26 protein-coding genes and 1 tRNA gene are annotated in these 22439 nt (G+C 64.8%); 17 read left to right on the forward strand and 10 right to left on the reverse strand.

Going from position 1 to position 22439, the window contains the following annotated elements; translation table 11 throughout:
• Position 1 precedes the first annotated feature (1 nt).
• Entirely contained in the window at positions 2–1114 is a 1113-nt protein-coding gene (gene pstS, locus A5709_RS05575; RefSeq protein ID WP_067945479.1) for a phosphate ABC transporter substrate-binding protein PstS, read from the reverse strand.
• 183 nt (positions 1115–1297) lie between these two features.
• On the reverse strand, positions 1298–2398 hold the full coding sequence (gene pstS, locus A5709_RS05580) for a phosphate ABC transporter substrate-binding protein PstS (RefSeq protein WP_067945481.1): 1101 nt from the start codon (positions 2396–2398) through the stop codon (positions 1298–1300).
• Positions 2399–2671: 273 nt separating this feature from the next.
• On the opposite strand from pstS (A5709_RS05580), the gene A5709_RS05585 reads away from it, so the two are divergent.
• From A5709_RS05585 to A5709_RS05610, 6 genes are all read left to right on the forward strand, one after another.
• Positions 2672–3463 carry an SDR family oxidoreductase gene (locus tag A5709_RS05585; protein ID WP_067945483.1) on the forward strand — a complete coding sequence of 264 codons (792 nt, stop codon included), beginning with the start codon at positions 2672–2674 and terminating at the stop codon, positions 3461–3463.
• Positions 3464–3487: 24 nt separating this feature from the next.
• Entirely contained in the window at positions 3488–4564 is a 1077-nt protein-coding gene (locus A5709_RS05590; RefSeq protein WP_067945485.1) for a diacylglycerol kinase, read from the forward strand.
• A gap of 99 nt (positions 4565–4663) precedes the next feature.
• Positions 4664–5920, forward strand: a complete 1257-nt coding sequence (locus A5709_RS05595) for an Nramp family divalent metal transporter (RefSeq protein WP_369806088.1) — start codon at positions 4664–4666, stop codon at positions 5918–5920.
• Positions 5921–6976 carry a poly-gamma-glutamate hydrolase family protein gene (locus A5709_RS05600; RefSeq protein ID WP_068118615.1) on the forward strand — a complete coding sequence of 352 codons (1056 nt, stop codon included), beginning with the start codon at positions 5921–5923 and terminating at the stop codon, positions 6974–6976.
• A 23-nt stretch (positions 6977–6999) separates the two neighbouring features.
• Positions 7000–7824 carry an LLM class F420-dependent oxidoreductase gene (locus A5709_RS05605; RefSeq protein WP_082973790.1) on the forward strand — a complete coding sequence of 275 codons (825 nt, stop codon included), beginning with the start codon at positions 7000–7002 and terminating at the stop codon, positions 7822–7824.
• A gap of 114 nt (positions 7825–7938) precedes the next feature.
• Positions 7939–9336, forward strand: a complete 1398-nt coding sequence (locus tag A5709_RS05610) for a phosphoribosyltransferase family protein (RefSeq protein WP_082973791.1) — start codon at positions 7939–7941, stop codon at positions 9334–9336.
• A gap of 15 nt (positions 9337–9351) precedes the next feature.
• On the opposite strand, the gene A5709_RS27900 is transcribed toward A5709_RS05610, so the two are convergent.
• Positions 9352–9519 carry a hypothetical protein gene (locus tag A5709_RS27900; RefSeq protein ID WP_156767974.1) on the reverse strand — a complete coding sequence of 56 codons (168 nt, stop codon included), beginning with the start codon at positions 9517–9519 and terminating at the stop codon, positions 9352–9354.
• A gap of 277 nt (positions 9520–9796) precedes the next feature.
• Here A5709_RS27900 and A5709_RS05615 point away from each other — a divergent pair, with 277 nt between their 5' ends.
• The 10 genes from A5709_RS05615 (at position 9797) to A5709_RS27905 (ending at position 17823) form a co-directional block, all read left to right on the forward strand.
• The gene (locus A5709_RS05615) at positions 9797–10222 is read left to right on the forward strand and encodes a hypothetical protein (protein WP_156673178.1); all 426 of its coding nucleotides are present in this window, start codon (positions 9797–9799) and stop codon (positions 10220–10222) included.
• 74 nt (positions 10223–10296) lie between these two features.
• A complete protein-coding gene (locus tag A5709_RS05620) occupies positions 10297–10749 on the forward strand; it encodes a DUF5709 domain-containing protein (protein WP_156767975.1) in 453 nt (150 codons plus the stop codon).
• A 198-nt stretch (positions 10750–10947) separates the two neighbouring features.
• Positions 10948–11020 (forward strand) — tRNA-Arg (locus A5709_RS05625).
• 493 nt (positions 11021–11513) lie between these two features.
• Positions 11514–12386, forward strand: coding sequence for a hypothetical protein (locus tag A5709_RS05630; RefSeq protein ID WP_068118620.1), 873 nt, complete (start codon positions 11514–11516; stop codon positions 12384–12386).
• Positions 12387–12637: 251 nt separating this feature from the next.
• A complete protein-coding gene (locus A5709_RS29150) occupies positions 12638–14683 on the forward strand; it encodes a serine/threonine-protein kinase (protein ID WP_082973794.1) in 2046 nt (681 codons plus the stop codon).
• 157 nt (positions 14684–14840) lie between these two features.
• Positions 14841–15134 carry a hypothetical protein gene (locus A5709_RS05645; protein WP_068118627.1) on the forward strand — a complete coding sequence of 98 codons (294 nt, stop codon included), beginning with the start codon at positions 14841–14843 and terminating at the stop codon, positions 15132–15134.
• Complete coding sequence (locus A5709_RS05650; RefSeq protein ID WP_068118629.1) at positions 15135–16196, forward strand: hypothetical protein; 1062 nt, start codon at positions 15135–15137, stop codon at positions 16194–16196.
• A 78-nt stretch (positions 16197–16274) separates the two neighbouring features.
• Positions 16275–16466, forward strand: a complete 192-nt coding sequence (locus A5709_RS05655) for a hypothetical protein (protein WP_068118632.1) — start codon at positions 16275–16277, stop codon at positions 16464–16466.
• Between the two features lie 456 nt (positions 16467–16922).
• Entirely contained in the window at positions 16923–17444 is a 522-nt protein-coding gene (locus tag A5709_RS05660; protein ID WP_082973795.1) for a DUF2510 domain-containing protein, read from the forward strand.
• A gap of 217 nt (positions 17445–17661) precedes the next feature.
• Entirely contained in the window at positions 17662–17823 is a 162-nt protein-coding gene (locus A5709_RS27905) for a hypothetical protein (protein WP_156767976.1), read from the forward strand.
• On the opposite strand, the gene A5709_RS05665 is transcribed toward A5709_RS27905, so the two are convergent.
• From A5709_RS05665 to A5709_RS05685, 4 genes are all read right to left on the reverse strand, one after another.
• Complete coding sequence (locus A5709_RS05665) at positions 17820–18434, reverse strand: hypothetical protein (protein WP_068118639.1); 615 nt, start codon at positions 18432–18434, stop codon at positions 17820–17822. The genes A5709_RS27905 and A5709_RS05665 overlap by 4 nt on opposite strands.
• 294 nt (positions 18435–18728) lie before the next feature.
• On the reverse strand, positions 18729–19499 hold the full coding sequence (locus tag A5709_RS05670) for a hypothetical protein (RefSeq protein ID WP_068118644.1): 771 nt from the start codon (positions 19497–19499) through the stop codon (positions 18729–18731).
• Positions 19500–19766: 267 nt separating this feature from the next.
• A complete protein-coding gene (locus A5709_RS05680; protein ID WP_156767977.1) occupies positions 19767–20129 on the reverse strand; it encodes a hypothetical protein in 363 nt (120 codons plus the stop codon).
• Positions 20122–20484: a hypothetical protein gene (locus A5709_RS05685; protein WP_068118658.1), complete on the reverse strand. Its 363-nt coding sequence runs from the start codon at positions 20482–20484 to the stop codon at positions 20122–20124. Before A5709_RS05685 ends, A5709_RS05680 begins: the two co-directional genes overlap by 8 nt.
• Positions 20485–20673: 189 nt before the next feature.
• On the opposite strand from A5709_RS05685, the gene A5709_RS27910 reads away from it, so the two are divergent.
• On the forward strand, positions 20674–20856 hold the full coding sequence (locus tag A5709_RS27910) for a hypothetical protein (RefSeq protein WP_156767978.1): 183 nt from the start codon (positions 20674–20676) through the stop codon (positions 20854–20856).
• Position 20857: 1 nt separating this feature from the next.
• On the opposite strand, the gene A5709_RS28355 is transcribed toward A5709_RS27910, so the two are convergent.
• Genes A5709_RS28355 through A5709_RS27230 form a run of 3 tightly spaced genes read right to left on the reverse strand, consistent with a single transcriptional unit; the run spans position 20858 to position 22097 of the window.
• A complete protein-coding gene (locus A5709_RS28355; protein ID WP_197520084.1) occupies positions 20858–21019 on the reverse strand; it encodes a hypothetical protein in 162 nt (53 codons plus the stop codon).
• The gene (locus tag A5709_RS05690; protein WP_231986928.1) at positions 21019–21684 is read right to left on the reverse strand and encodes a hypothetical protein; all 666 of its coding nucleotides are present in this window, start codon (positions 21682–21684) and stop codon (positions 21019–21021) included. The genes A5709_RS28355 and A5709_RS05690 overlap by 1 nt, the downstream gene beginning before the upstream one ends.
• Positions 21636–22097: a helix-turn-helix domain-containing protein gene (locus tag A5709_RS27230; RefSeq protein ID WP_082973792.1), complete on the reverse strand. Its 462-nt coding sequence runs from the start codon at positions 22095–22097 to the stop codon at positions 21636–21638. Before A5709_RS27230 ends, A5709_RS05690 begins: the two co-directional genes overlap by 49 nt.
• Between the last annotated feature and the right edge of the window lie 342 nt (positions 22098–22439).

The raw sequence follows: 22439 nt of genomic DNA on the forward strand, positions 1-22439 counted from the left end.
ATCACGTGATGGCGTTGATCGAAGCCGACAGTCTGGACTTGAACGAATCCGGAATGGGGATGTACCCATTGTCGGCCAGGCCACTCTGCCCCGCACCGATCGTACTTTGCAGGAACGCCTTCACCGCTGTGCCGACCTGCGAATCGGGATACTTCGAGCAAACGATCTCATACGTCGCCAGCACGATCGGGTACGACCCGGGTTGGGTCGGCTTGTAGAAGGAGAGCGTGTCGAGCACCAGGTCGTTGCCCTGCCCGCTGATCTTGGCGCCGGAAATCGTCTTGCCGACCGAATCGGAGCTGATCGCGACCGCGTCGGGACCGGCAGAGGTGACGACCTTGGCCATGTCCAGCTTCTGCGCCTGAGCGAACGACCACTCGTTGTAGGTGATGGATCCCTCGGTGGCCTTGATCGCCGCCGACGTGCCGTCGTTGCCCTTGGCCCCCTCACCGACCCCGCCCTTGAACGTCTTTCCGGCGCCCTTGCCCCACGCGCCGTTGGAGGCGGCGTCGAGGTACTTCTGGAAGTTGTCCGTGGTGCCGGATTCGTCGTTGCGGAACACCACGTGAATCGGCTCGGCGGGCAAAGTGACACCGGAGTTGAGCGCCGCGATGGCCGGGTCGTTCCACGTCGTGATGGCGCCGTTGAAGATCTTCGCCGCCGTCGGGCCGTCGAGGCTCAGCGAACTCAGGCCCTTGACGTTGTAGGTGATGGCGATGGGGCCGAACACCACCGGCAGATTCCATGCCGGTGAGCCGCAACGCTGCTGCGCCGCCGCGTACTCCTTGGCAGCAAGTGGCGAGTCCGATCCGCCGAAATCGGTTTGGTTGCCGTTGAATTCACTGATTCCCGCGCCGGAGCCATTGGCCGTGTAGTTCAGCGTCTGACCCGGGCAGGCCTGCTCGAAGGCGTTGACGAAGCGCGTCATCGCGTTGGCCTGGGCGGTCGACCCGCTGGCCTTCAAGGTCTTCTTTCCGCCGCAGGCGACCTTGCCCGACGACGAACCGCTCGTGGCGCTTCCGCCACCGGCGTTGTTATCGCTTCCGCAGCCCGACAACGCCAGCGCACCAGCGGTCACGACGCTCATCGCGACACCGAATCGGTTGAGTTTCAAGTCACTTCCTAACGGTAGGGATGAAACATGATTGCCGACGTTCTTCTAGCCGCTGTCCGGCGACCAGCGTCTCGCGCAGCAACGAAGCTAACAGCAAGAAGGTTAACGTTGGGCAAATTGCTGTCGGCCGATTGTCGCTGGCTAGGACGGCTTGCGGGCGGCCGCGCACAAATGCGGGAAGGCTCACGAAATGGCGTCGATCGCCGCCGACAACCGCGACTTGAAGGACTCCGGAACGGGAATGTAGCCGTTGTCGGCTAAGCCGTTCTGTCCCGCACCGACGGTGCTCTGCAGGAAAGCCTTCACAGCAGCGGCGACCTGGGGATCCGGATACTTCGAGCAGACGATCTCATATGTGGCGAGCACGATCGGATACGAGCCGGGCTGGGTCGGCTTGTAGAAGGAGAAGGTGTCGACGACCAAGTCGTTGCCCTCCTCGACGAAGTCGGCACCGGCGATCGTCTTGCCGACCGAGGCGGCGCTGATCGCCACGGCATCCGGGCCGGCCGATGTGACGATCTTGGCCATGTTGAGTTTTTGCGCCTGGGCGAACGACCACTCGTTGTAAGCGATGGACCCCTCGGTGGCCCTGACCGCCGCCGACGTGCCGTCGTTGCCCCTGGCCCCCTCACCGACGCCGCCGTTGAACGTCTTTCCGATGCCCTTGTCCCAGGCGCCGTTGGCTGCCGAGTCCAGGTACTTCTGGAAATTGTCTGTCGTGCCGGACTGGTCGTTGCGGAAGATCACCCGAATCGGCTCGGCGGGGAACGCGACGCCGGGGTTCAACGCCTGAATCGCCGGATCGTTCCAGGACGTGATGGCGCCCTTGAACACTTTCGCGGCCGTAGGGCCGTCCAGATTCAGCGAAGTCACACCCGTGACGTTGTAGGTGACCGCGATCGGCCCGAACACCACAGGCAAATTCCACGCCGGTGAACCGCAGCGCTGCCGCGCCGCGAAGTATTCGATGGGGGCCAACGCCGAGTCCGACCCGGCGAAATCCGTTTGATTTCCTGTGAATTCGCCGATCCCCGCTCCGGAGCCGTTGGGCGTGTAGTTCAGCGTCTGGCCGGGGCAGGCCTGCTCGAATGCCTTGATGAAGCGGGTCATCGCGTTGGCCTGGGCGGTCGACCCGCTGGCCTTCAGCGTCTTCTTCCCGCCGCAGCTCACCTTGCCGGGCGGCGTGCCCGGCCCCGCGCCGTTGTCATTGCTTCCGCAGCCCGACAACGCCAGGGCGACGGCTGTCATGGCACTTAGCGCGGCGCCAAATCGATTCAGCCCCAATACGATCCTCGTCGGAAAAGGTCAAACATGATCGCCACCATTCAATAGCCACGCCGACCAAACGGTCAGCACTAAGGCTAGCGCCGGCCGTACGTTCTCGCAGTGGACGCGAGACGCGGCGAGGCCCACCCGTTGCGACGGCCCGGAAGCGAGCGCGGGGCGTTACATCGTCCCGTGGATATGCAAAAGTAGAACCTGTTCCAGAAATGCCGCATCCGAGACGGCGAGGCTTGCTACCGTTTCGGCTGACAACTTGGGCGAAGAGAGGCCGCAATGATCCTTGACAGATTTCGTCTCGACGACAAAGTCGCCGTCATCACCGGTGCCGGTCGCGGCCTCGGGGCGGCTATCGCGCTGGCTTTCGCCGAGGCCGGCGCGGACGTCCTGATCGCCTCGCGAACGGAATCGCAACTAGAAGGCGTCGCCGAACAGGTCCGCGCGGCCGGCCGTCGGGCGCACATCGTCGCCGCCGACCTGGCCCACCCCGAGGTGACCGCGCAGCTGGCGGGCCAGGCAGTCGAGGCCTTCGGGAAACTAGACATCGTCGTCAACAACGTCGGCGGCACCATGCCCAATACGCTGCTGACCACCTCGACGAAGGACCTCAAGGACGCGTTCACCTTCAACGTCGCCACCGCCCACGCGCTGACCGTCGCGGCGGTACCCCTTATGCTCGAGCACTCCGGGGGCGGGAGCGTTATCAACATCACCTCCACCATGGGCAGGCTGGCCGGACGCGGCTTCGCCGCCTACGGCACCGCCAAGGCCGCACTGTCCCACTACACCCGGCTGACCGCCCTGGACCTGTGCCCACGCATCCGGGTCAATGCGATCGCACCGGGATCGATCCTCACCTCCGCGCTGGACGTCGTCGCGTCCAACGACGAGTTGCGCGCGCCGATGGAGAAGGCCACGCCCATGCGCCGACTCGGTGATCCCGTCGACATCGCCGCTGCCGCAGTCTATTTGGCGTCTGACGCGGGTAGCTTCCTGACCGGCAAGACGCTGGAGGTCGATGGCGGCCTCACCTACCCCAACCTCGACATCCCCGTCCCGGATCTGTGACCCCCGACCGCTAAGGAGCCCGCCATGGGAATCCCCGTCGTTCAACTGGGCACCGGCAATGTCGGCGTCCACGCGCTGCGAGCGCTCATCACCAATCCCGAGTTCGAGCTCAGGGGCGTCTGGGTGTCCTCGGACGCCAAGGCCGGCAAGGACGCGGCGGAGCTTGCCGGGCTTCCCGATTCGACCGGCGTGCTGGCCAGCACCGACCTGGACGCAGTGCTCGCCACCGGACCGCAGTGCGCCGTCTACAACGCGCTCGCAGACAACCGGTTGCCCGAGGCGCTGGAGGACTATCGGCGCGTCCTGGCCGCCGGCATCAACATCGTCGGCAGTGGCCCGGTCTTCTTACAGTATCCGTGGCAGGTGATTCCCGAGGAGCTGATCAAGCCCATCGAAGACGCTGCGCGCGAAGGGAATTCGAGCGTGTACGTCAACGGGATCGATCCCGGCTTCGCCAACGACCTGCTGCCGCTGGCGCTGGCCGGCACCTGTCAGAACATCCAGCAGATTCGCTGCATGGAGATCGTCGACTACGCCACCTATGACAGCGCCGCGGTCATGTTCGACGTGATGGGCTTCGGGAAGCCGCTGGACGACATCCCCATGCTGCTGCAGCCCGGCGTGCTCAGCCTCGCCTGGGGATCGGTGGTTCGCCAGCTGGCGGCCGGCCTGGGGATTTCGCTCGACTCGGTCGCGCAGGAGTACGTGCGCGTGCCAGCGCCGGAGGACTTCGACATCGCGTCCGGGCACATCCCCAAAGGCAGCGCCGCGGCGCTGCGGTTCGAGGTGTTCGGCCTGGTCAACGGCGACCCCGTCGTCGTCCTCGAACACGTCACCCGGCTGCGCGAGGATCTGTGCCCGGACTGGCCGCAGCCCGCCCAGCACGGCGGGTCCTACCGCATCGAGATCACCGGCGAACCCTCCTACGCGATGGATGTCTGCCTGAGCAGCCGCAAGGGTGACCACAACCACGCCGGGCTGGTGGCCACCGCGATGCGGGTGGTCAACGCGATCCCCGCGGTGGTGGCCGCCCCGCCGGGGATCGTGACGACGCTGGACCTGCCCCTGATCACCGGCAAGGGCCTTTACCTGCCGGGCTGATCGGGCGGCGCGGCATGAAGCGCGCCTTCGAACCGCTCCTGCCCGAATGGTGGGTGGCCTCCGGGTCCGCCCGGAGTCTTCGGCTAACCTCACTTTCTTATTCGGACGTGTGAATCGAGGGGCCGACACTTGACGCGGAGCAGCCAGGACTCGCTGAAAAGCAGTTGGTATCTGCTCGGCCCTGCCTTCGTCGCCGCGATCGCCTATGTCGATCCGGGAAACGTCGCGGCCAACGTCAGCTCCGGCGCGAAGTTCGGTTACCTGCTGCTGTGGGTCATCGTGGTGGCCAATGCGCTGGCCGGGCTGGTGCAGTACCTGTCCGCCAAGCTCGGCCTGGTCACCGGCCGGTCGTTACCCGCGGCCATCGGCAAGCGAATGAGTCGTCCGGTCCGGCTGGTCTACTGGGTCCAGGCCGAGCTGGTGGCGATCGCTACCGATATGGCCGAAATCGTCGGCGGGGCAATCGCTTTGCGGATCCTGTTCGATTTGCCGCTGCTGGCCGGCGGCGTCATCACCGGGGTGGTCTCCCTGCTGTTGCTGGCGATCCAGGACCGGCGCGGGCAGATCATCTTCGAGCGCGTCATCACCGGACTGCTGCTCGTCATCGCCATCGGCTTCGCGGCCAGCTTCTTCGTGAAGACGCCTCCGCCGGACGCCGTGCTGGGCGGGCTGTTGCCGAGATTCCAGGGCACCGAAAGCGTGCTGCTGGCAGCCGCCATCCTGGGCGCCACCGTGATGCCGCACGCCGTGTACATGCATTCCGGGCTGGTCCTCGATCGACACGGGCATCCCGCTGAGGGCGCCGAGCGACGCCTGCTGCTGCGGGTCACCCGGCTGGATGTCGTCCTGGCGATGGCCGTCGCGGGAACGGTGAACGCGGCGATGCTGCTGGTCGCCGCGATCAACCTGCAGCACCGCGACATCAACGCGTCCATCGAGGGCGCCTACTCCGCGATTCACCACACCCTCGGCGCGGCCATCGCGGTGCTGTTCGCGATCGGGTTGCTGGCGTCCGGGCTGGCGTCGTCGTCGGTGGGCGCCTACGCCGGCGCCATGATCATGCAGGGGCTGCTGCACCGCAGGATCCCGATGCTGGTGCGCCGGGTGGTGACCATATGTCCGGCGCTGGTGATCCTCGCGGTCGGGTTCGACCCCACCCGGGCGCTGGTGCTGTCCCAGGTGGTGCTGTCGTTCGGGATACCGTTTGCGGTTCTTCCGCTGGTGAAGCTGACCAGCGACCGCGATCTGATGGGCAGCGACACCAATCATCCCGTCACGACGGTTGTTGGCTGGGCGGTCGGCGTAATGATTAGTCTGCTTAACGTGATGCTCATCTGGCTGACGGTGACCGGCTAAATGCCGGCCCGCCGGCACGCCTACTTCGCATACGGGTCGAACCTGTGCGTCAGGCAGATGGCGCTGCGGTGTCCGGACGCCGCCGATCCGCGGCCGGCGGTGCTGTCCGATCACGACTGGCTGATCAACCAGCGCGGCGTGGCCACGGTCGAACCGTGCGCCGGCACTCAGGTACATGGCGTGGTCTGGCAGATCTCCGATGGCGACCTCGCCACGCTGGACAGCGCCGAGGGTGTGCCGGTGCGCTACCGGCGAGACCGGCTGACCGTGCACACCGACGTCGGGCCGTCGCCGGCCTGGGTGTACATCGACCCTCGCGTGACACCGGGCCCGCCCCGACCGGGCTACCTGCCCAAGATCATCGACGGCGCCGTGCAGCACGGGTTGCCGCAGCGCTGGATCGACTTCTTGCGGCGCTGGGACCCCTCGCACTGGCCTCGCCGGATGCCGGCGTCGGGCGCTGCGCCGCAATCGCTTTCAGCGCTGCTGAGCGAGCCCGGCGTCAGCGAGGACAGCCAATTACGTTCGCGTTTCGGCTTTCTGGCCATCCACGGCGGCGGGCTGGAAGAAATGACCGACGTGATCGCCGAACGTGCCGCCGACGCCGCACACGCCTCGGTGTACGTGCTGCGTCATCCCGACCGCTACCCGCACCACCTGCCCTCGGCCCTGTTCGACCCGGCCGAGTCGCCCCGACTCGCGGAATTCCTCGACCACGTCGACGTTGCGGTGTCGCTGCACGGCTACGGCCGCATCGGGCGCAGCACACAATTGCTGGCCGGCGGCCGCAACCGCGCGCTGGCCGCACACCTGGCCCGGCACATTCAGTTGACCGGCTACCGGGTGATCACCGACCTCGAGGACATCCCGCCGGAGTTGCGCGGTCTGCATCCGGGCAACCCGGTCAACCGGGTGCGCGACGGCGGGACGCAGCTGGAACTGTCTCCCCGCGTGCGCGGTCTGAGCCCGCGCAGCCCGCTGCCCGGCGACGACGGCCTGTCGCCGGTGACGACGGCGCTGATCGAAGCATTGGCGGAAGCGGCACGTTGTTGGTAATTGTCCTCATCTGTTGAACGGAGTTGTTGGTGGCCAAGGAATTTCGCTTCGGAATGAGCATGCGATTCATCAAGTCGCGCGCAGCTTTCGTCGACAAGGTTAAGCAGGCAGAAGACATCGGATTCGATGTGCTTTGCGTGCCAGACCATCTCGGCGCGGTTGCCCCGATTCCGGCACTGACCGCGGCCGCCATGGTCACCGACAAACTCAAGCTGAGCATGTATGTGCTCAACGCCGCCTTCTACAAGCCCGCCCTGCTCAGCCGGGACCTGGGCGACCTGGACAAGCTCAGTAACGGCCGCCTCGAAATCGGGCTCGGCACCGGGTATGTCAAGGAGGAGTTCGACGCCGCAGAGCTCCCCTACCCCAGTGCCGGCGCCCGGGTGGACTACCTCGACCACATGACCAAGTATCTGAAGGAGCATCACCCGACGACACCGATCCTCATCGCCGGCAACGGCGACCGGGTGCTGACCATCGCCGCCCAGCACGCCGACATCATCGGGCTGACCGGTTCGAGGGTGAAAGAGGCCGACGACCCGCTGACCGAACGCGTCGAGTTCGTCCGCAACGCCGCCGGCGACCGATTCGACGCGCTCGAATTGAACCTCGCAGTCACGGCGGTCCCGGCCGAGGGCGAGAGCCTGCCCGACCTGACGATGACCCGTCGCTACGCGGCCGGGTTGTCCGACGAGGAGATCCTGGCCATGCACTCCGTGCTGACGGGCTCACCCCGCGAGATGGCCGACACGCTGCTGGAGTACCGGGAGAAGTACGGAGTCACGTTCATCACCGTCCAGGACAACCACGTCGACAACTTTGCAAAGGTCATCGCGGAACTGCGCTGACTGGTCGGCTGCGGCCGCCGCGCGGTGACCCGGAGCAGTCAGGAGGCGTTGGTCCCCCCGTAAGTGGCCTTAGGGCCCTTCGGCGCGCCCGCAGACGGCGACCACACTCGGGAGATGACTCAAAGCGATTGGGGGCGGCCGCTGGGGCAACGGCTGGCTTCGCTGCGCGGCGATTCGAGACTGTTCGACGATCGTGTTGACGCCGGACGAGAGCTGGGCAGAAGCCTGGAATCGTTGCGCGGTCACGGTGTTGTGGTGCTGGGCCTCCCACGCGGCGGTGTGCCGGTGGCCTTCGAGGTCGCCAAGGCCCTCCATGCCCCGCTCGATGTTTTGGTGGTGCGCAAGCTCGGGGTCCCGTTCCAGCCCGAGTTGGCCTTCGGGGCGATCGGCGAGGGCGGGGTGCGGGTGATCAACGACGCCGTGGTGCGGGAGGCCCGGTTGTCCGCGGACGAGATTGCCGCCGTCGAGGCGAAGCAGCGGGCCGAGTTGGCTCGTCGCTCGGAACGGTTCCGCAGCGGGCATGACCGGATCCCGTTGGCGGGACGCACCGCGGTGATCGTCGATGACGGCGTCGCGACCGGCGCGACGGCCAGAGCCGCCTGCGAGGTGGCCCGCGCCCAGGGGGCAAGCAGGGTTGTGCTGGCCGTTCCGATCGGCGGACGCGATGTCTTCGAACGATTCGCCGGGTACGCCGACGACGTGGTTTGTTTGCATACGCCCGAGTTCTTCTTCGCCGTTGGGCAGGGCTACCGCAACTTCACCCAGACGTCCGACGACGAGGTGGTCGCGCTCCTCGGTCGCGCCCGCGACGGTTCTCGCGGGCCGGTCGGCGACGCCGCCGCGGCCGACCCGCCCCTACGCGACGAGGAAGTGAGGGTGAGCGCCGGTTCGGCGTCGGTGGCCGGACATCTGACGATTCCCGAACATCCGGTCGGCGTGGTGCTGTTCGCGCACGGCAGTGGAAGCAGCCGGCACAGCCCCCGCAATCGCTACGTGGCCGACGTGTTGAACGACGCGAGCCTGGCGACGCTGCTGTTCGACCTGCTCACCCCGGAAGAGGAACGAAATCGCGCCAATGTGTTCGACATTGAGCTGTTGGCGCGCCGACTGGTCGATGTCACCGGCTGGCTGAGCCGCCAGGAAGACACCGCCGCGTTGCCGGTCGGCTACTTCGGCGCCAGCACCGGCGCGGGCGCTGCCCTGGTCGCCGCCACCGACCCGCGCGTGAACGTCGCGGCGGTGGTGTCCCGGGGCGGGCGGCCCGATCTCGCGGGTCCGTTCCTGGCCAGGGTGCACGCGCCGACGCTGCTGATCGTGGGCGGCAACGACGAAATGGTGCTGGAGCTGAATCGGCAAGCGCGAGCCGCGATCCCCGGCACGTGCGAACTCGCCGTCGTGCCGGGCGCCACCCACCTCTTCGAAGAACCTGGGACGCTCGAGCGAGCCGCGATGCTGGCCCGCGATTGGTTCATCGACCACCTGAGCCCGGCAGCTCTCACCGCGAATCCGTAGCAACGGCTTTGATGTCTAGCTAGGCGGCACGTGCTCCCCGGCCCGCGGGCACTCGTCGGGTAGGTGGATCAGTACCGCGTCGTCATCGGTCGGCGCGGCCTGGCCGCGGCGATTCGCGGTCAGGTAGAGCCAACCCGGTCCGATGGTTTGTTTGCAGCGGGCGCATTGTGGGTCTGCGGCCATTGCATGCTCCCTTCCGGAGTCACGATCCCGGTCGTCATTCTCCGCGCCTTCGGCAGTCCTGGGCTGATGTTTGACGAAATCGGTTGCCGCGTAGTGTTATTCCGGACATTGCCGGCGCCCGCGCCGACCAGAGGGCCTCGCGAGTTGGGTAAAGCCATGGAATCGCAATCTGACACAGGGCGGCCCATTGCCAGGCCGAACCCACCCGACAAAAGTGAACTCAAGACATGACTTTCGACTCTCGCCGGCAATGGGTCAGCCGCGCAGACTGCAGAGCATGACCACATCTGACGACACCGCCCAAACCTGGCGCGACGTGGCCGACCAGCTCACCGCTGCGCAGATCGCTCAGCTCGAACGCCTCGAACGCGACGAACCGCAGACGCTGCTGGACATGGCGCGGCAATGGGCCGCCAAGAACGTGTCCGCGGGGATGCCATTCGACACCATCGCGCCCCCCGACGGTGCGGTTCGCACCTTCGACTGGCAGCTCGACAGGAACTGGTTTCGCGACTTTGAGGGGACCACACGGCGAGGCGGGCGGGCGCGCGTTCAGATCTATGGGCGACAGCAGGTCGACGGCTCGACGCGCCGGTGGATCGCCGTGCATGCCCGCCACCTGGACGCGCTGGACGGGATAGCCGCGCGCGAACTCGCCGCGGCGTTGACCGACGCGGCCGACGAGATCGAGCGGCTCGGCTGAGCAGCCTTGAGCGATCCAAATATGGTGCAACACAATAGGTATCAATCGGACAGACGACACACGGTAGGCGAATCGTGACTTTTCACTTCGAGACCGGCCCCGCTGCCGGCGAATACAGCGTCGACGACGACAACCAGCTTCAGCCAGAGGACACCCTGATAGATCGCGGTGTGGACGACATCCTCGACGAGGGGTATTCACCACCCGAGCGGCCTTACGGGCGAGGCGCATTCGGCCCGGGCGAGACGATGGATCAACTGCTCGCGGAGGAAGAGCCGGATCCGGCAGCGCGCATCAACGTCCCGCTCGACGACGCCGAGCAACAACGCTCTGATGCATCCGAGCGCGAGTGCGAATTCCCTGAGCGGCGCGAGGTGGGCCGCGCCCGAGCCGGCCGCCTGGTAGCGCCGGACGAGGGATTCGGCGGGGACTACGAGGATGAACTGCTCGCCTCAGACGTCGGGCTCGACGGGGGCGCGGCGTCCGCCGAGGAAGCCGCGATGCACGTCATCGAGGACGAGGACTGACCGAACCGGGACCCTCGGCGACGACATTGCCGGCTGGAACCCAACCGCGTTGAGCAACCGCTACCGTGGGCGAAGGCATGGAAGGGCAATTGTCGCCATGAGTGGACCGGCTACACTCACGGCGCAGGACGCTCGATGCACCTTCTGAACGCCTTCATGGACGCGACCCGGGTGCGGTCAGGTGTCCGCAGACGGCCCGCCCTCGTAGCTCAGGGGATAGAGCACGGCTCTCCTAAAGCCGGTGTCGCAGGTTCGAATCCTGCCGGGGGCACTCGCAGTTTTCGCAGCTAGATGGCTGTTTTACGTCACCTACTTCGATGTCGAATGCCCCCGGCGTGCCCCTCAGAAGCCGCAGGCCTGGTGTCAGCAAACAAGGCGTGGGAAATCTGACCGCCGGCGACACCAACCAAGAGGGACTAGGTGACAACCCACCCACCGACCGATCGCGACGCTCGACGCTGTTTTCGGCGACATCTGCGAGCACGCCGAGGCGCGTCATCGTTTTGGCGTTAGTTCATTCCCCGGGTGACCAGCTGCCTGGGCAAGTACTAGATGGAAGTGCGGGACGCCAGCATGCGATGCTCGGCTAGATTTGCTAATGCGCCACCTATAGTGAATTTATAGCGATCTATAGTCATCTGAACTGCTGCGATGCTTGGCAGTAGGCTAAAGCAACCGTTTGCCACGGCGCTCGACGCGGCGTACTGTCGTGGCGTGAATTGCGATACTGACGGCGTCCGCGACGCGATGCTGGCGGTCGGGTGATGAGCGTGGCCAAAAAGGCCGGTCAAGCCACCCCGTCGAAGTACCAACCGCGGGCCACCACGCCAGACGAGTTGATCGCCGGAGCCGCCCAGCTGCGCGCGAGGCTCACCCGTCACCTCGATGCACTCGAAAGGCGCGACCCGGGCGCTGTACAAGACGTTGCTGCCGTTCTGCGGACGGCGCTGGCGCACGGAAAAGGGGATGATGTCGTCCGGCGACTGTGCCGAGCAGCGCGGGTGCCCCTGCCCCAAGTCCGCGTGTCACAGCCGGCGAACCAATCACCCCACGTCCTTCTCGCGGCGGGCGCGATGCCCGTATTGGTGGATGACGACGCGGACCAGGTCCACCCTCAACTCGTGGACATCGATCGGTGGACGCGGATGCCCGCGCTTGTGGTAGCGGGCGGACTTCCTCACCGTGTCACCGACTGGAACGAGCTCATCGGTCTCTATGCCAACACCTACGGCTCCCACCTGAGTGGGACCATCCCTGAAGTGCTGTCAAATGCCTCCCGCGTCCGCAGCGATGGTCTGGATCTTGGGGAGTACCTCGTTCACTGTGCCGGCATCATCGGCGAGGATGCACTTGACCAAGCGTTGGATGCCACTGCTGGCCACACCTTGGTCGTGCCAGGGAAGCGGCACCGAATCCTCAATCCGCTTTGTCAATTGACACTGGGTGAGGATAGCGACGGGCCGTACTTCTCACAGGCGGTAAACGGGAAGTACTTGCCGGTGGGTAAGCCAACCGACGTACTGAAGTTGCGGTTCGCTAACTACTACGTCAAAGTCACGCTGACGCTAGGGAATGACGGGAAGGTCCGTGGCGGCGCCCTCTTCTCGGAAAACGAACCCGACTGGTGGAACGCGTGACGCCAACCCATTCTAGTGAAGTCAACGGCAGCGTTGCGGTTGCATGGAATCGGCGGGTGCGGCCTTACCGCTGCACGACCGCCTCGCGGTCACGCACCATGCCGCGCATGGTTACCCGAGTTATGGAACAACCCGCTACGGCAATTCTCACAAATCTCCGTGTGGGAATGTACGCAGGCGCCTAGGCTGTCCCCCGACGTATTGGGCCACGTCACCGAAAAGGAACATCACAAACCGGAGGCTTGAAAAGGTTGCCGTTACTGAGCGGCGCGACCTTCGCTGGCTACACCATCCTGCGGCTGCTGGGTTCCGGCGGGATGGGCGAGGTCTACTTGGCCCAGCATCCCCGGTTGCCGCGCCGCGACGCGTTGAAGATCCTGCTGGCCGAAGTGTCCGCCGACCATGAGTTCCGGGAACGCTTCAACCGCGAAGCCGAGCTTGCTGCCACGCTTTGGCACCCGCATATCGTCGGGGTGCATGATCGTGGCGAATTCGATGGCCAACTGTGGATCTCGATGGACTACGTCGAAGGCACAGACGCCGCACAGCTCATGCGAGACCGGTATCCCGTCGGTATGCCGGCCGATGAGGTGCTCACCATTGTCACCGCTGTCGCTGAAGCACTTGATTACGCGCACCAGCGCGGTTTATTGCACCGCGACGTCAAACCGGCCAACATCTTGCTCACCAATCCTGACGACGGCGAGCGGCGGGTGTATTTGAGCGACTTTGGAATCGCGCGCCAGTTAGGGGAGATAAGCGGATTGACCGCGACGAATCTCACCGTCGCGACGCTTCCCTACGCGGCGCCGGAACAGTTGAGGAGCTCCGAAATAGATGGCCGTGCTGACCAGTACGCGTTGGCAGCCACAGCATTTCAACTCTTCAGTGGGGCGCCTCCATATCAGGATTCCAACCCCGTCGCGGTTATAAGCCAGCATCTGAGCGGGGTTCCGCCGAAACTCAGCGACCGCCGACCAGAACTGGCGCGCCTCGATCACGTGTTGTCAAAGTCGTTGGCCAAAGATCCTGCCGACCGATTCAGCCGGTGCCGCGACTTCGCCGCGGCACTGCGCGAGCAGGTGGGGGAAGACTCGCTAGGCGATCGGAGAACGGAGTCCCGCTTTCGGCTCCCTGATCCGCCTGGGACAAACCCTAGGACGCGCCGGCCCTCGATGCCCCGGATGCTCGTCGGGGCGGCCCTAGCCGTGGCTGTCCTGGCCGCTGCCAGCGTCGTCGGCTACTTAGTACACCGAGAGAACCACATGACCTCGACACCGGCTGGCGCAGCAGCTCCCCAGCCTGTTCTCAATGGCACCTACCGGGCGGTCTTCGACTATACAAAGATGACGTCCAACGGGGCGCCAATTGCGCCGCCGCCCAACCTCGACCCTGTTAACTGGTGGGCTTTTCGTTCGCTCTGCGCATCCAGTGGATGCGTCGCCAACGTCGCCGGACTGAATAAGAGCAACCCGCAAGTTCTTGGCGCTAAAGAGGATGTCCACTCGTATCGCTTCGCCGATGGCAGCTGGCATGAGACACCTTTTCGCCACCAAGTGAACTTTGACAGGTGCATGGGAGAGAACGGGACGATCGTTCCAGGCTCACGAACCCAGTTGGATGCGAAATCATTGCAGCCACAGAGTGACGGCACTTTGCACGGCTTCGCCACCACGACGGTTCTGACGAACGAGTGCGGCGAGCAGGGGCAGGTAATAGGGGTTCCATTTGTGGCCACCCGCACGGGCGATGTGCCTCCGGGAGTCACAGTGCCGGCACCGGATCCGGCAGGAGTGACCGCCGAACCGACGACGCGCACACCTTCCACCTCGGGTCCCGTACTCGCCGGCGCTTATCGCATCGACTACGACTTCCCAAATCAGACAGTCAACGGACAGCCAGCAACCGGCGTCACGGGCGTGGTACCTCACTGGTGGGCGTTTCGTTCATCGTGCGCTTCCACGCGATGCGTCGCCACGGGCGCAGGTCTCGCCGATAACAATCAGCAGGCGCCCGCGGGCAGCTCAGATGTCGTGCAATTCACGGATGGAAGCTGGCAGGACACGCCGTATCTTCAGGACCCCGCTCCTTGTCCCAACGGAAAAGGCAGCGAGACCGACACGATTAGCTGGTCATTGCAACCGCAGCCGGATGGCACGCTGCACGGCACTCAGACGGACACCGTTGTCACAAACGAGTGCGGACTTCAACGCTACGTGTACAAAACGCCACTTGTTGCGACGCGGATCGGCGACGTGCCGCCAGCCGTTATCCTGGCCGATCCAAACCTGTTCTAGGCCCAGCAGGCCACCGGGAGCGCGAAGCAGCTTGCCCGATCCGCGGCCGCTGAGCTTCCGATGGCGCGCCCCGCCGCTCATCGAAGCCCTGCTACTCGACGCCGGAGGGGGCAGGTGAATAGCGGTCCGCGAGTGACCTGCATACACTCCTGCGGCTATGGGGCAAGATGCATTGCAGGTCATCCCCGCCGAGCTTGAGGCTACGGCTGGCCAGTGGGAGGGGCTTACCTCTCAACTCGCGGGGGCGCCGCCGTCTCCGGGGCAACCATTCCAGGCCACCACGGCGGCCGTGAACGCCGTCAACGCGGCGATTGGCGTCACCGCAGCGGCCTTCACTGCGCGGACGCAGGAAACGGTCGGCGGGGTGACCACGGCCGCCGGCGGATACATCACGCAAGAGGCCACATCGGCGGTCGCAATGTCCGACGTGACAAAGGTGACGGTGGTGTAGATGCCCGCGACCCTCTCGCAGATCGAAGCTTGGAGCACCGAGCACCTCATTGACGCGGCCGCCTACTGGACCCAAACCGCTGACCGCTGGGAAGACGCATTCCTGACGATGCGCAACCAGGCGCAATCCATCACCTGGCACGGCGCCGGCGGCGACGCGCTGCGGCAACGCACCGCAGCCGACGTATCAGTCGTCAGCGGAAAGGCTGACCAGCTCCGTCAGGCCGCCGGGATAGCCCGCAACGGTGCCAGCGACATCAGCGCGGCCCAGCGGCGAGTCCTCTACGGCGTAGCAGATGCGCAGAATGCGGGATTCACTGTCGGGGAAGACTTATCGGTCATCGACACCCGCAGCACTTCCCCGCCTGAGCGTGCTACGCGCCAAGCTCAGGCGGAAGCGTTCGCCGCTGACATCCGGTTGCGCGCCGAACAACTCGACGAGGCAGACGCCAAGGTCTCCGGTCAACTCACCGCCGCTACTGCTGGCCTCACCGGCGGCGGCTTCGCGCAGAACTCGAATTCTGACCATGGCTCGCAAGGGTCAACCGCCAGCAGTAACGGTGGGCAGTCGCAACCCAACCACAACGGGGGCCAGCCACAACCGCCAACCACCAACCGCGGCGGCGTCCGGTTGGTCGACTTCACCCAAGACAACGGATCTGGACCGAACCCTCCGTCAATCGCACCGTGGGATACCCCTGACGGGGCACCGCCGCCCCCACCCCAACCTGGAGTCATTCCGCAGTTAGAGCAGACCATCGCGGCGCCCCCGGCGCCTAAGCCCGGCCCACCCGCATTGCCATTGCCGAGCCCCTCGACGACCCCACTGCCGAACCCGGCGGCCGCTGGCCCGGCCGCCGCGGCGGCCGCCAAACCCGGCTGCAGCCTTTACGACGGGACCAAAGCCCTCCTAGAGCCCGTGGGCGGCACGGTTGCGATCTTGACCGCAGTCCCTGAGAGTCTGACCCTCGCGGGGATTCCCGCCGCGCTCGCTCAAGTCGCTCTCGGTACCGCGGCGGTCGCTGACGGCATGGACGCCGCCGGCAAATGCCTTGGGGATTGACGCCTGGGTCAACACCACGCACAGGACAATGCGTGCCATGCTGAATCCCGGACACGCCAACAACAGAAGGGCGCGCGCGTGAAGAGGAACCCCCGGTACGGCCTCGCGTTCTACACGGTGATGGCAGTGCTATTCCTGGCCCTCTTCGTGCTGAACGTCTGCACTCACGGCACGACGCTGGGCCTGATCAGCACCGGAGGCCTCGCCGTGCTGATGGGCTACCTCGCCTACCGAGCCTGGTTCGGCAAGCGCCGTACGAACCAGCAATAGACTCCAAGGCAACGCATCTACCGATCGCGGCGCTCATCGCGGCCTGCCGTTCGGACAACTCCGGATGGGGCGCTTTTCTATGAACTTCACAAGAGCGCGAATTGTTCACAGGTCGCGATGGTCAGGCAGCGCTAGCGTTACGCCGCCACCAAAGCCGACCAACAGGAGGCGGATGAAGGCGATCAGAACCGTGCTAGTTGGCATAACCGGCGTTGCATGCGGGTGGACGATCGCAGCGGCCCCAGCCGCCCGCGCAGACGACGCAAGCTATTTGGCGTCACTGCACGGTAATTCAGCGGTCGCGGGGTTCAGCGACTTCGCCCTACTAATCGGTGGACACAAAGCCTGCGCCTTGCCGCCCGACCAGATAGCTGCTGTTGCGCCGGGTATGCCAGCCGTCAGTTCCGCTGTTTACGACGCGGCGCACCGCGAGCTGTGTCCCTAATGAACTCGCCCATGCCGCTGCCTGCCGCCGGCTGGTACCCGGACCCTGCCGGCGGCCCCAGCCTGCGCTACTGGGACGGGCGAGCATGGACCTCCGATTACGCGCCGATGCCGCAGCCGGCTCCCGTCGTCGAGGCGCGCATGCTCTACGAACCGCAACAGGCGAGCGCGTTCGATCAGGAGCTGGTGGCGGTTGTGGCGCGCGGAGGCCGCGTGGAAGCACGCACGCCGACATCGGCGGTCGTGGTCACGGGCAGGCCGGTCAACCACGTTCTGCACCTGCTGGTCACCGTCCTATTGTGCGGTCTATGGCTGCCGGTGTGGATCATTCTGGCGATCGCTGGCGGGGAGAAACGCACCATGGTCAGCGTCGACGGGCGCGGCCATGTGCAACGCACAAACCGGATGCCAGCATCGCCGACCGCGAACTGGCTCGGCCGGATGTCCGAGAACCAGGCGACATTGGTGGTCATCGCCATCCTGATCGGGGGTTGCCTGCTCGTCGGATACCTCGCGAGCCTGATGCACCACTAAGCAGTCATACCAACGGTGAAGGGAAGCAACGCGGTTGGCGAATGACCATCGGGGAAGCCCGAACGTTTGCGAGTGAGTCATGCGCAGCGCGACGTCGAGTCGCACGGCGAGCAGGCCCGCTCGATTCCCAGGCCGATTATCGTTACGTACAGCCTTGAAGAGGTTCGCCGCGATGAGTGACTGCTAACGCAGGCGAGCGACCCTAAGCTGCCGGCGCATGCGCGATCTTGAAACTATCGATTCCGAGCTTCGACTGCTCGTTGAGATACGGCGCACGGTCTCTGAAGAGGAAGGCCGTCCCCCCTCCACCGAACGGATAGACAAACTGCTGGATGAGCGCCAAGGCGCTCTGACCTACCCGGACTGGGCGCAAAACTAGCGCCCCCTCAAGAGTGGATTACGAGCCCGGCGGAGGGAGATGATCCACTCGTGGGGATAGAGGACCTGGACGGTGGACTCTAACTGCTTTCGGCGGCAGGCTTCTCGAAATGGTTCGTCACGGGTTATGCAGTAGCGAGGCGATTCGGGTAGGTCGCCAGAGCTTTGGGCTGTGCGCATCACACGGCCATCCTCATAATCGAGGGGCGGGTTATTTAGCGGCGAGGGAACCGCGCCGGCGGAACCACCACGCGTCATATCGAAGACGAGCGTGTTGACCAGCTGGTCGTGAAAGTCAATCGCATTTTGCAACGTCCAGGGAACACCGGATGTGTCGATTGCCCTTTCATGAACCTTCTTAATGACGAGGTCATCGATAGGTTCGCTGGTCCAGACCTCGAGCGCCTCGCCCGAGCTCACGGCCCCGGTTCTCGACATGAGCACAGCGCGGAGGCTGTCGTACCGAGCATTGTCGTTGTGTGGAAGCAGATCATTCCAGTGCGCTGCAGCCGCAGATTCAAGCTTGTGCCACTCGAACGGCTGGGTAATTAATTCAGCCAAGTCGACGTATATGTTGACATCGAAAACTACGACCGCAGGCGGCTTAACCACCGGGAAATGATCGTGTTACCGGCCCGGACGGGTCCGCGTCCGAGTGCGCGCCACCGTCGGGTAATCGCACACCCCTGCTGTCTCAACCTGGCCGCGACCAATGACAGGGGTGTCCGCAGGGTGCTCGCGAGGAGCGCCCCAAAACTCAGCGGTTATCTCCCAAATGCCGATTTCGGCGACTGCAGGCCTAGGCGCAGTCACGACGGTCCAGCCGAGGTCAGTCCAATCGCCAATCGCGTCGTCGCAGTCGTCACCGGCCGTGCACCGTTCCAGCAGCAATCGTGAACTTACCAACTATCTCGCCTCCTCCCGTGCCTCGCTGAGAAATCTCTCCGCCAACTGTGTTGCGACATTACTAGCAGCTTGTTGAGCTTCAGTCACAAGTTTGAACACATCCGAGACCTCGGCGACTGACCCGCCCGTTCGCCAGAACCCTGCCTGATCTGTATATATCGACACAGCCGGTAGATCGTCACCTGGCTCGGTCATTCGCGCGATCTTCGCGCGATCATCAACACCCATCCTGCCAGGCAAACGGCTCATCTCCGGGTCTCGTAAGCGACGCAACAGCTCATCGGACCTGACAATTCCCCATTCTAGCTGCACTTTCATTCTTTCCGAGGTGAGGTCCACCACTGCGGACCCATCGGTGATGCGCCATTGGTCCGAGCTGTTGAAAACCTCGGCGGAGCACATGGCACCGAATCTGGCGCATTGCTCGTAGTAGTCCGCGCCTTCTACTGCGATCACCCCAGTGGACAGGTACTCGGTTGCCAGCACCGACGAAGGCTCAAATATCTCGAAGATTCCACTTACTGCTGGCAAGAGCTTGTCAATGGACAGTCTCGAGAGCCCCGACTCGAGCACCATTTCTGACCGTTTGACGGTAATCCGCAAGTCAGGGGCGACGAGAGCTACGCCCAGCGTGGACACCCCTGGACGATCAACGAAAGCGACTGGCTCGGTATTCTCCTCAAACCAATCCAGGAGGGCTATGTGCCGCTTGGTGTAGGTGAGAATGGGTGTCCATCTGAACCGGAAGCTGGACAGCCAGTCCTGATACATGAGCGGAAGATTACCCCCTGTGGCTTCGCCTATCTCAGTTCGCCGCTGCGATCTCGGCGGATATGTGGTCATCGGAGGCTTAACACTCGACGGCTAGCAACCCGCACCTGATCAGGGAGGTGTGCCCGGCTGCCCCGTTTTCTCTGCAGCGCGCCACTTGCACGATCCGTGGCCGCCCCGCCTCCAACGTCGCCACCCGTGCCGGGAAGTCGGCTACGCCCCGCCGGGCCAGCGACGACGGCAGATGCCGGAGCCAGCACGAGATCATCATATCCCGAGGTAATCGATCATTTTCGACCCGTCGTCCGGCGCGAACGTAACGGTGTCGTCGGGCCGCACGATTGCCACGTAGAAACACGTGGCTTCCCGCGCATCCCCTGTATCGCGCCCGCGCGCCATGCACGCATCACCGCGGGCAGCCTTGGGAATCGCCCACGCCGGCACATCGGTCGTCTCATCCCTCCGCAACGCATCTAGGATCCGCTGCAGCTCGTAGGGCTGGTCTTCGGGGTCGACCGGCCAGGCCGCGATCCGCTCGGTGTGACGGGCCGCGTCTTCCTCGACGGCCTCGCGGACAGTCTGATATAGCCCCGCGCCCTGTTGCCCCGGCTGCCGCTTCGGCCTAGGCACGACGACGCCCACTCGGTTCGTCCCACCGCTTGCGCGCGGCTGCACGCCGCACCGTCGACAGATGGTCGGGGTCAAGAGTGATCTTCGCGAGGGCCTCCAGTTGCGTGCGCTGCTGACCACGGATCTCGGCCGCCAACTTGGCCAGCGTCGCCGCCCGCGCCTGCCCGGCCCGCTCGAGCGCGTACACGTCTTGCAGATCGGCGATCTTGTCAGCCGCCGCCGCGGCGATGTCAAGTGCCGCGGAGTCCTGCGGCGAGAATTCCAGGTCGCGGCCGGTGTCCTCGCTGACGTACGCCAGTTCCTGTGTCATGGCCACGATCAGCCGGCGCCCCGGGGTGATTTCGGAAACGGTCATCGGTTCCTCCTCTGCGGGCGCGCTGCCCGTCTCTTAGCTCGAGCAAACTCAGCGAGGTTCGGATGCTGCATGACTATGCAGCCGAAGGCATTGAGTTTTGCATACGGACAGGCACACGCTAAGTCCGGCCGTGGCGGCGTTCGCGCAGGTAGGGGCCTCCCCCCAGGTATGCATCCAGGATGCATATTCATGCATTCCCCCACAGGCCGGCTGGCGCGCCCCGCTGACCACACGGCCAATCTCTCCGCCGTGGTCGCCGCCTGGGCCGCGCTTCCCGCGAGGGACGCCGCGCGGTCCGGCGGCGTTGTGCGGGTCGGCTGCCGCGCCGCAGGCCATGGATACGGCGGCGCCAAGTTCGCACGTCTTGGGTGATTCATAGGTCTGCCCAGGGCCTCGGTGCCGACTCGCGGCCACGAAGCTGTGCGGCCTCGCCGGTCAGGAATTGCAGCGGCCGTGGCAGCGCGGTGGTTTTGCGCAGGTTGCAGAGCGCCTCGGCGGCAACCTGTTTCGCGCCGCGGTCGTCCTGGTCGGCCATTACGCATTGCCTTCAGCGATGAGAGCTAACTCGCCTGGAGAGCAGCCGCCTCGGACCGTTTGAAGCTCGAGAGGTGTTGGCACGCTGAACAAGATGTTCGTGGCCATCTTGGTCAGGCCGCCGCTGGGGAGGTCGTTGAGTTCCTCGAGGGCCGCGGTCTTACCGACGGCCTGCGCGTACGTCTCGGTGACGTCGTGCCAGCGTTTCCCGTGAGCGTGGCTGGCCACTGCCCGCGCGAGAACCGTGTCGCCGTGTTCGAGTGCCCGCTTGAGAGTGGCTGCGGCGCGGTCGGAATCGGTGAGCTGTGCGGCACGATCAGCGGCGTCCCTAAAGATCATCACCGTGGCCGCGTCTGCATCCGCAGGCAGGCCGAAGATCCGAGAGGACAACGTTGCTCGTTTGAACTCGTTGTCGACGCCGTAGTTGGCTTTGAGGGCGTCGGCTTTCGCGCGTGTTTTGATGAGCGCTCGGGCGATCTCCTGCCGGCGACCGGCGTCGGTGTATAGATTGCTGTTGCGGATCCGGGCGACCTCCGCGTTGAATTCGGCTTTGACCTTCGCCATGGCTTTCTTGGCGTCGTCGAGTTGTGCGCTAGGCATTTGTCTCCCTTTCCGTTTCAGGCGGTGTGTATAGCCGCTTGCAGGTTTTTGCGGTTGATCCTCCATGCGCGGCCGTGCTTGTCGGCGGTGAGCCTATTGCTGGCGGCCCAGTCGCGTATGGCTCGGTCGGAAACACCGGCGACGGCGGCGGCGTCTTTGACGGTCAACCACTCCTCTAACCCTGAGTCTTGCCCAGCAGCAGCATCTTTGGCTACTTGTCTTCCGCTTCCGGAAGCAGCGGGCCAGCTTTCGGGGTCGCTCATCGCTGAGAACCGCAGCGCGGTGAGCACGGAATACAGCTCCGGGTCGCGCTCACGTAGCAGGAGGCGCAGCTCGTATGGCACCGGCGCACGTTGGTGTAGCCACTGCGCGACTCTCTGCGGGACGACGATGGACCCGTCATCCGGGTTGACGTAAGAGACGAATGGCTGAGGTCGAATGGCGTCAACGGCCGTGCAAGTGGGTTGGGGCTGGGTCATTTGAAGTCACCTCGTTCTCGTTCGTTCTAGTCCGCTCCTGCGGCGGTGGGGCCGCCCACGGGTTGTCGTCGTTGCGCGCGATTCATGCGAGAGCCTCGACCGGGGGCAAAATCCACCGACCGGTTCCGACTGGTTCCCACCGGTTCCAGAACCGGTGAAAAAGAATGCGGTTAACAGTTCGACGATGCGCGACCGGTTCCCGCGACCGGTTCCCTTAAGTGGGGAACCAGTCAGAAAACGGTGCACAGTCAAAAGACACTGTGCCAACCGCATTCTTTTTCACCGGTTCTGGAACCGGTGGGAACCAGTCGGAACCGGTCGGTGGATTTTGCCCGCGGTAAA

Origin of the sequence: Mycobacterium sp. E1386, from assembly GCF_001672745.1 — a bacterium.
In the GTDB taxonomy this organism is placed as follows: Bacteria; Actinomycetota; Actinomycetes; order Mycobacteriales; family Mycobacteriaceae; genus Mycobacterium.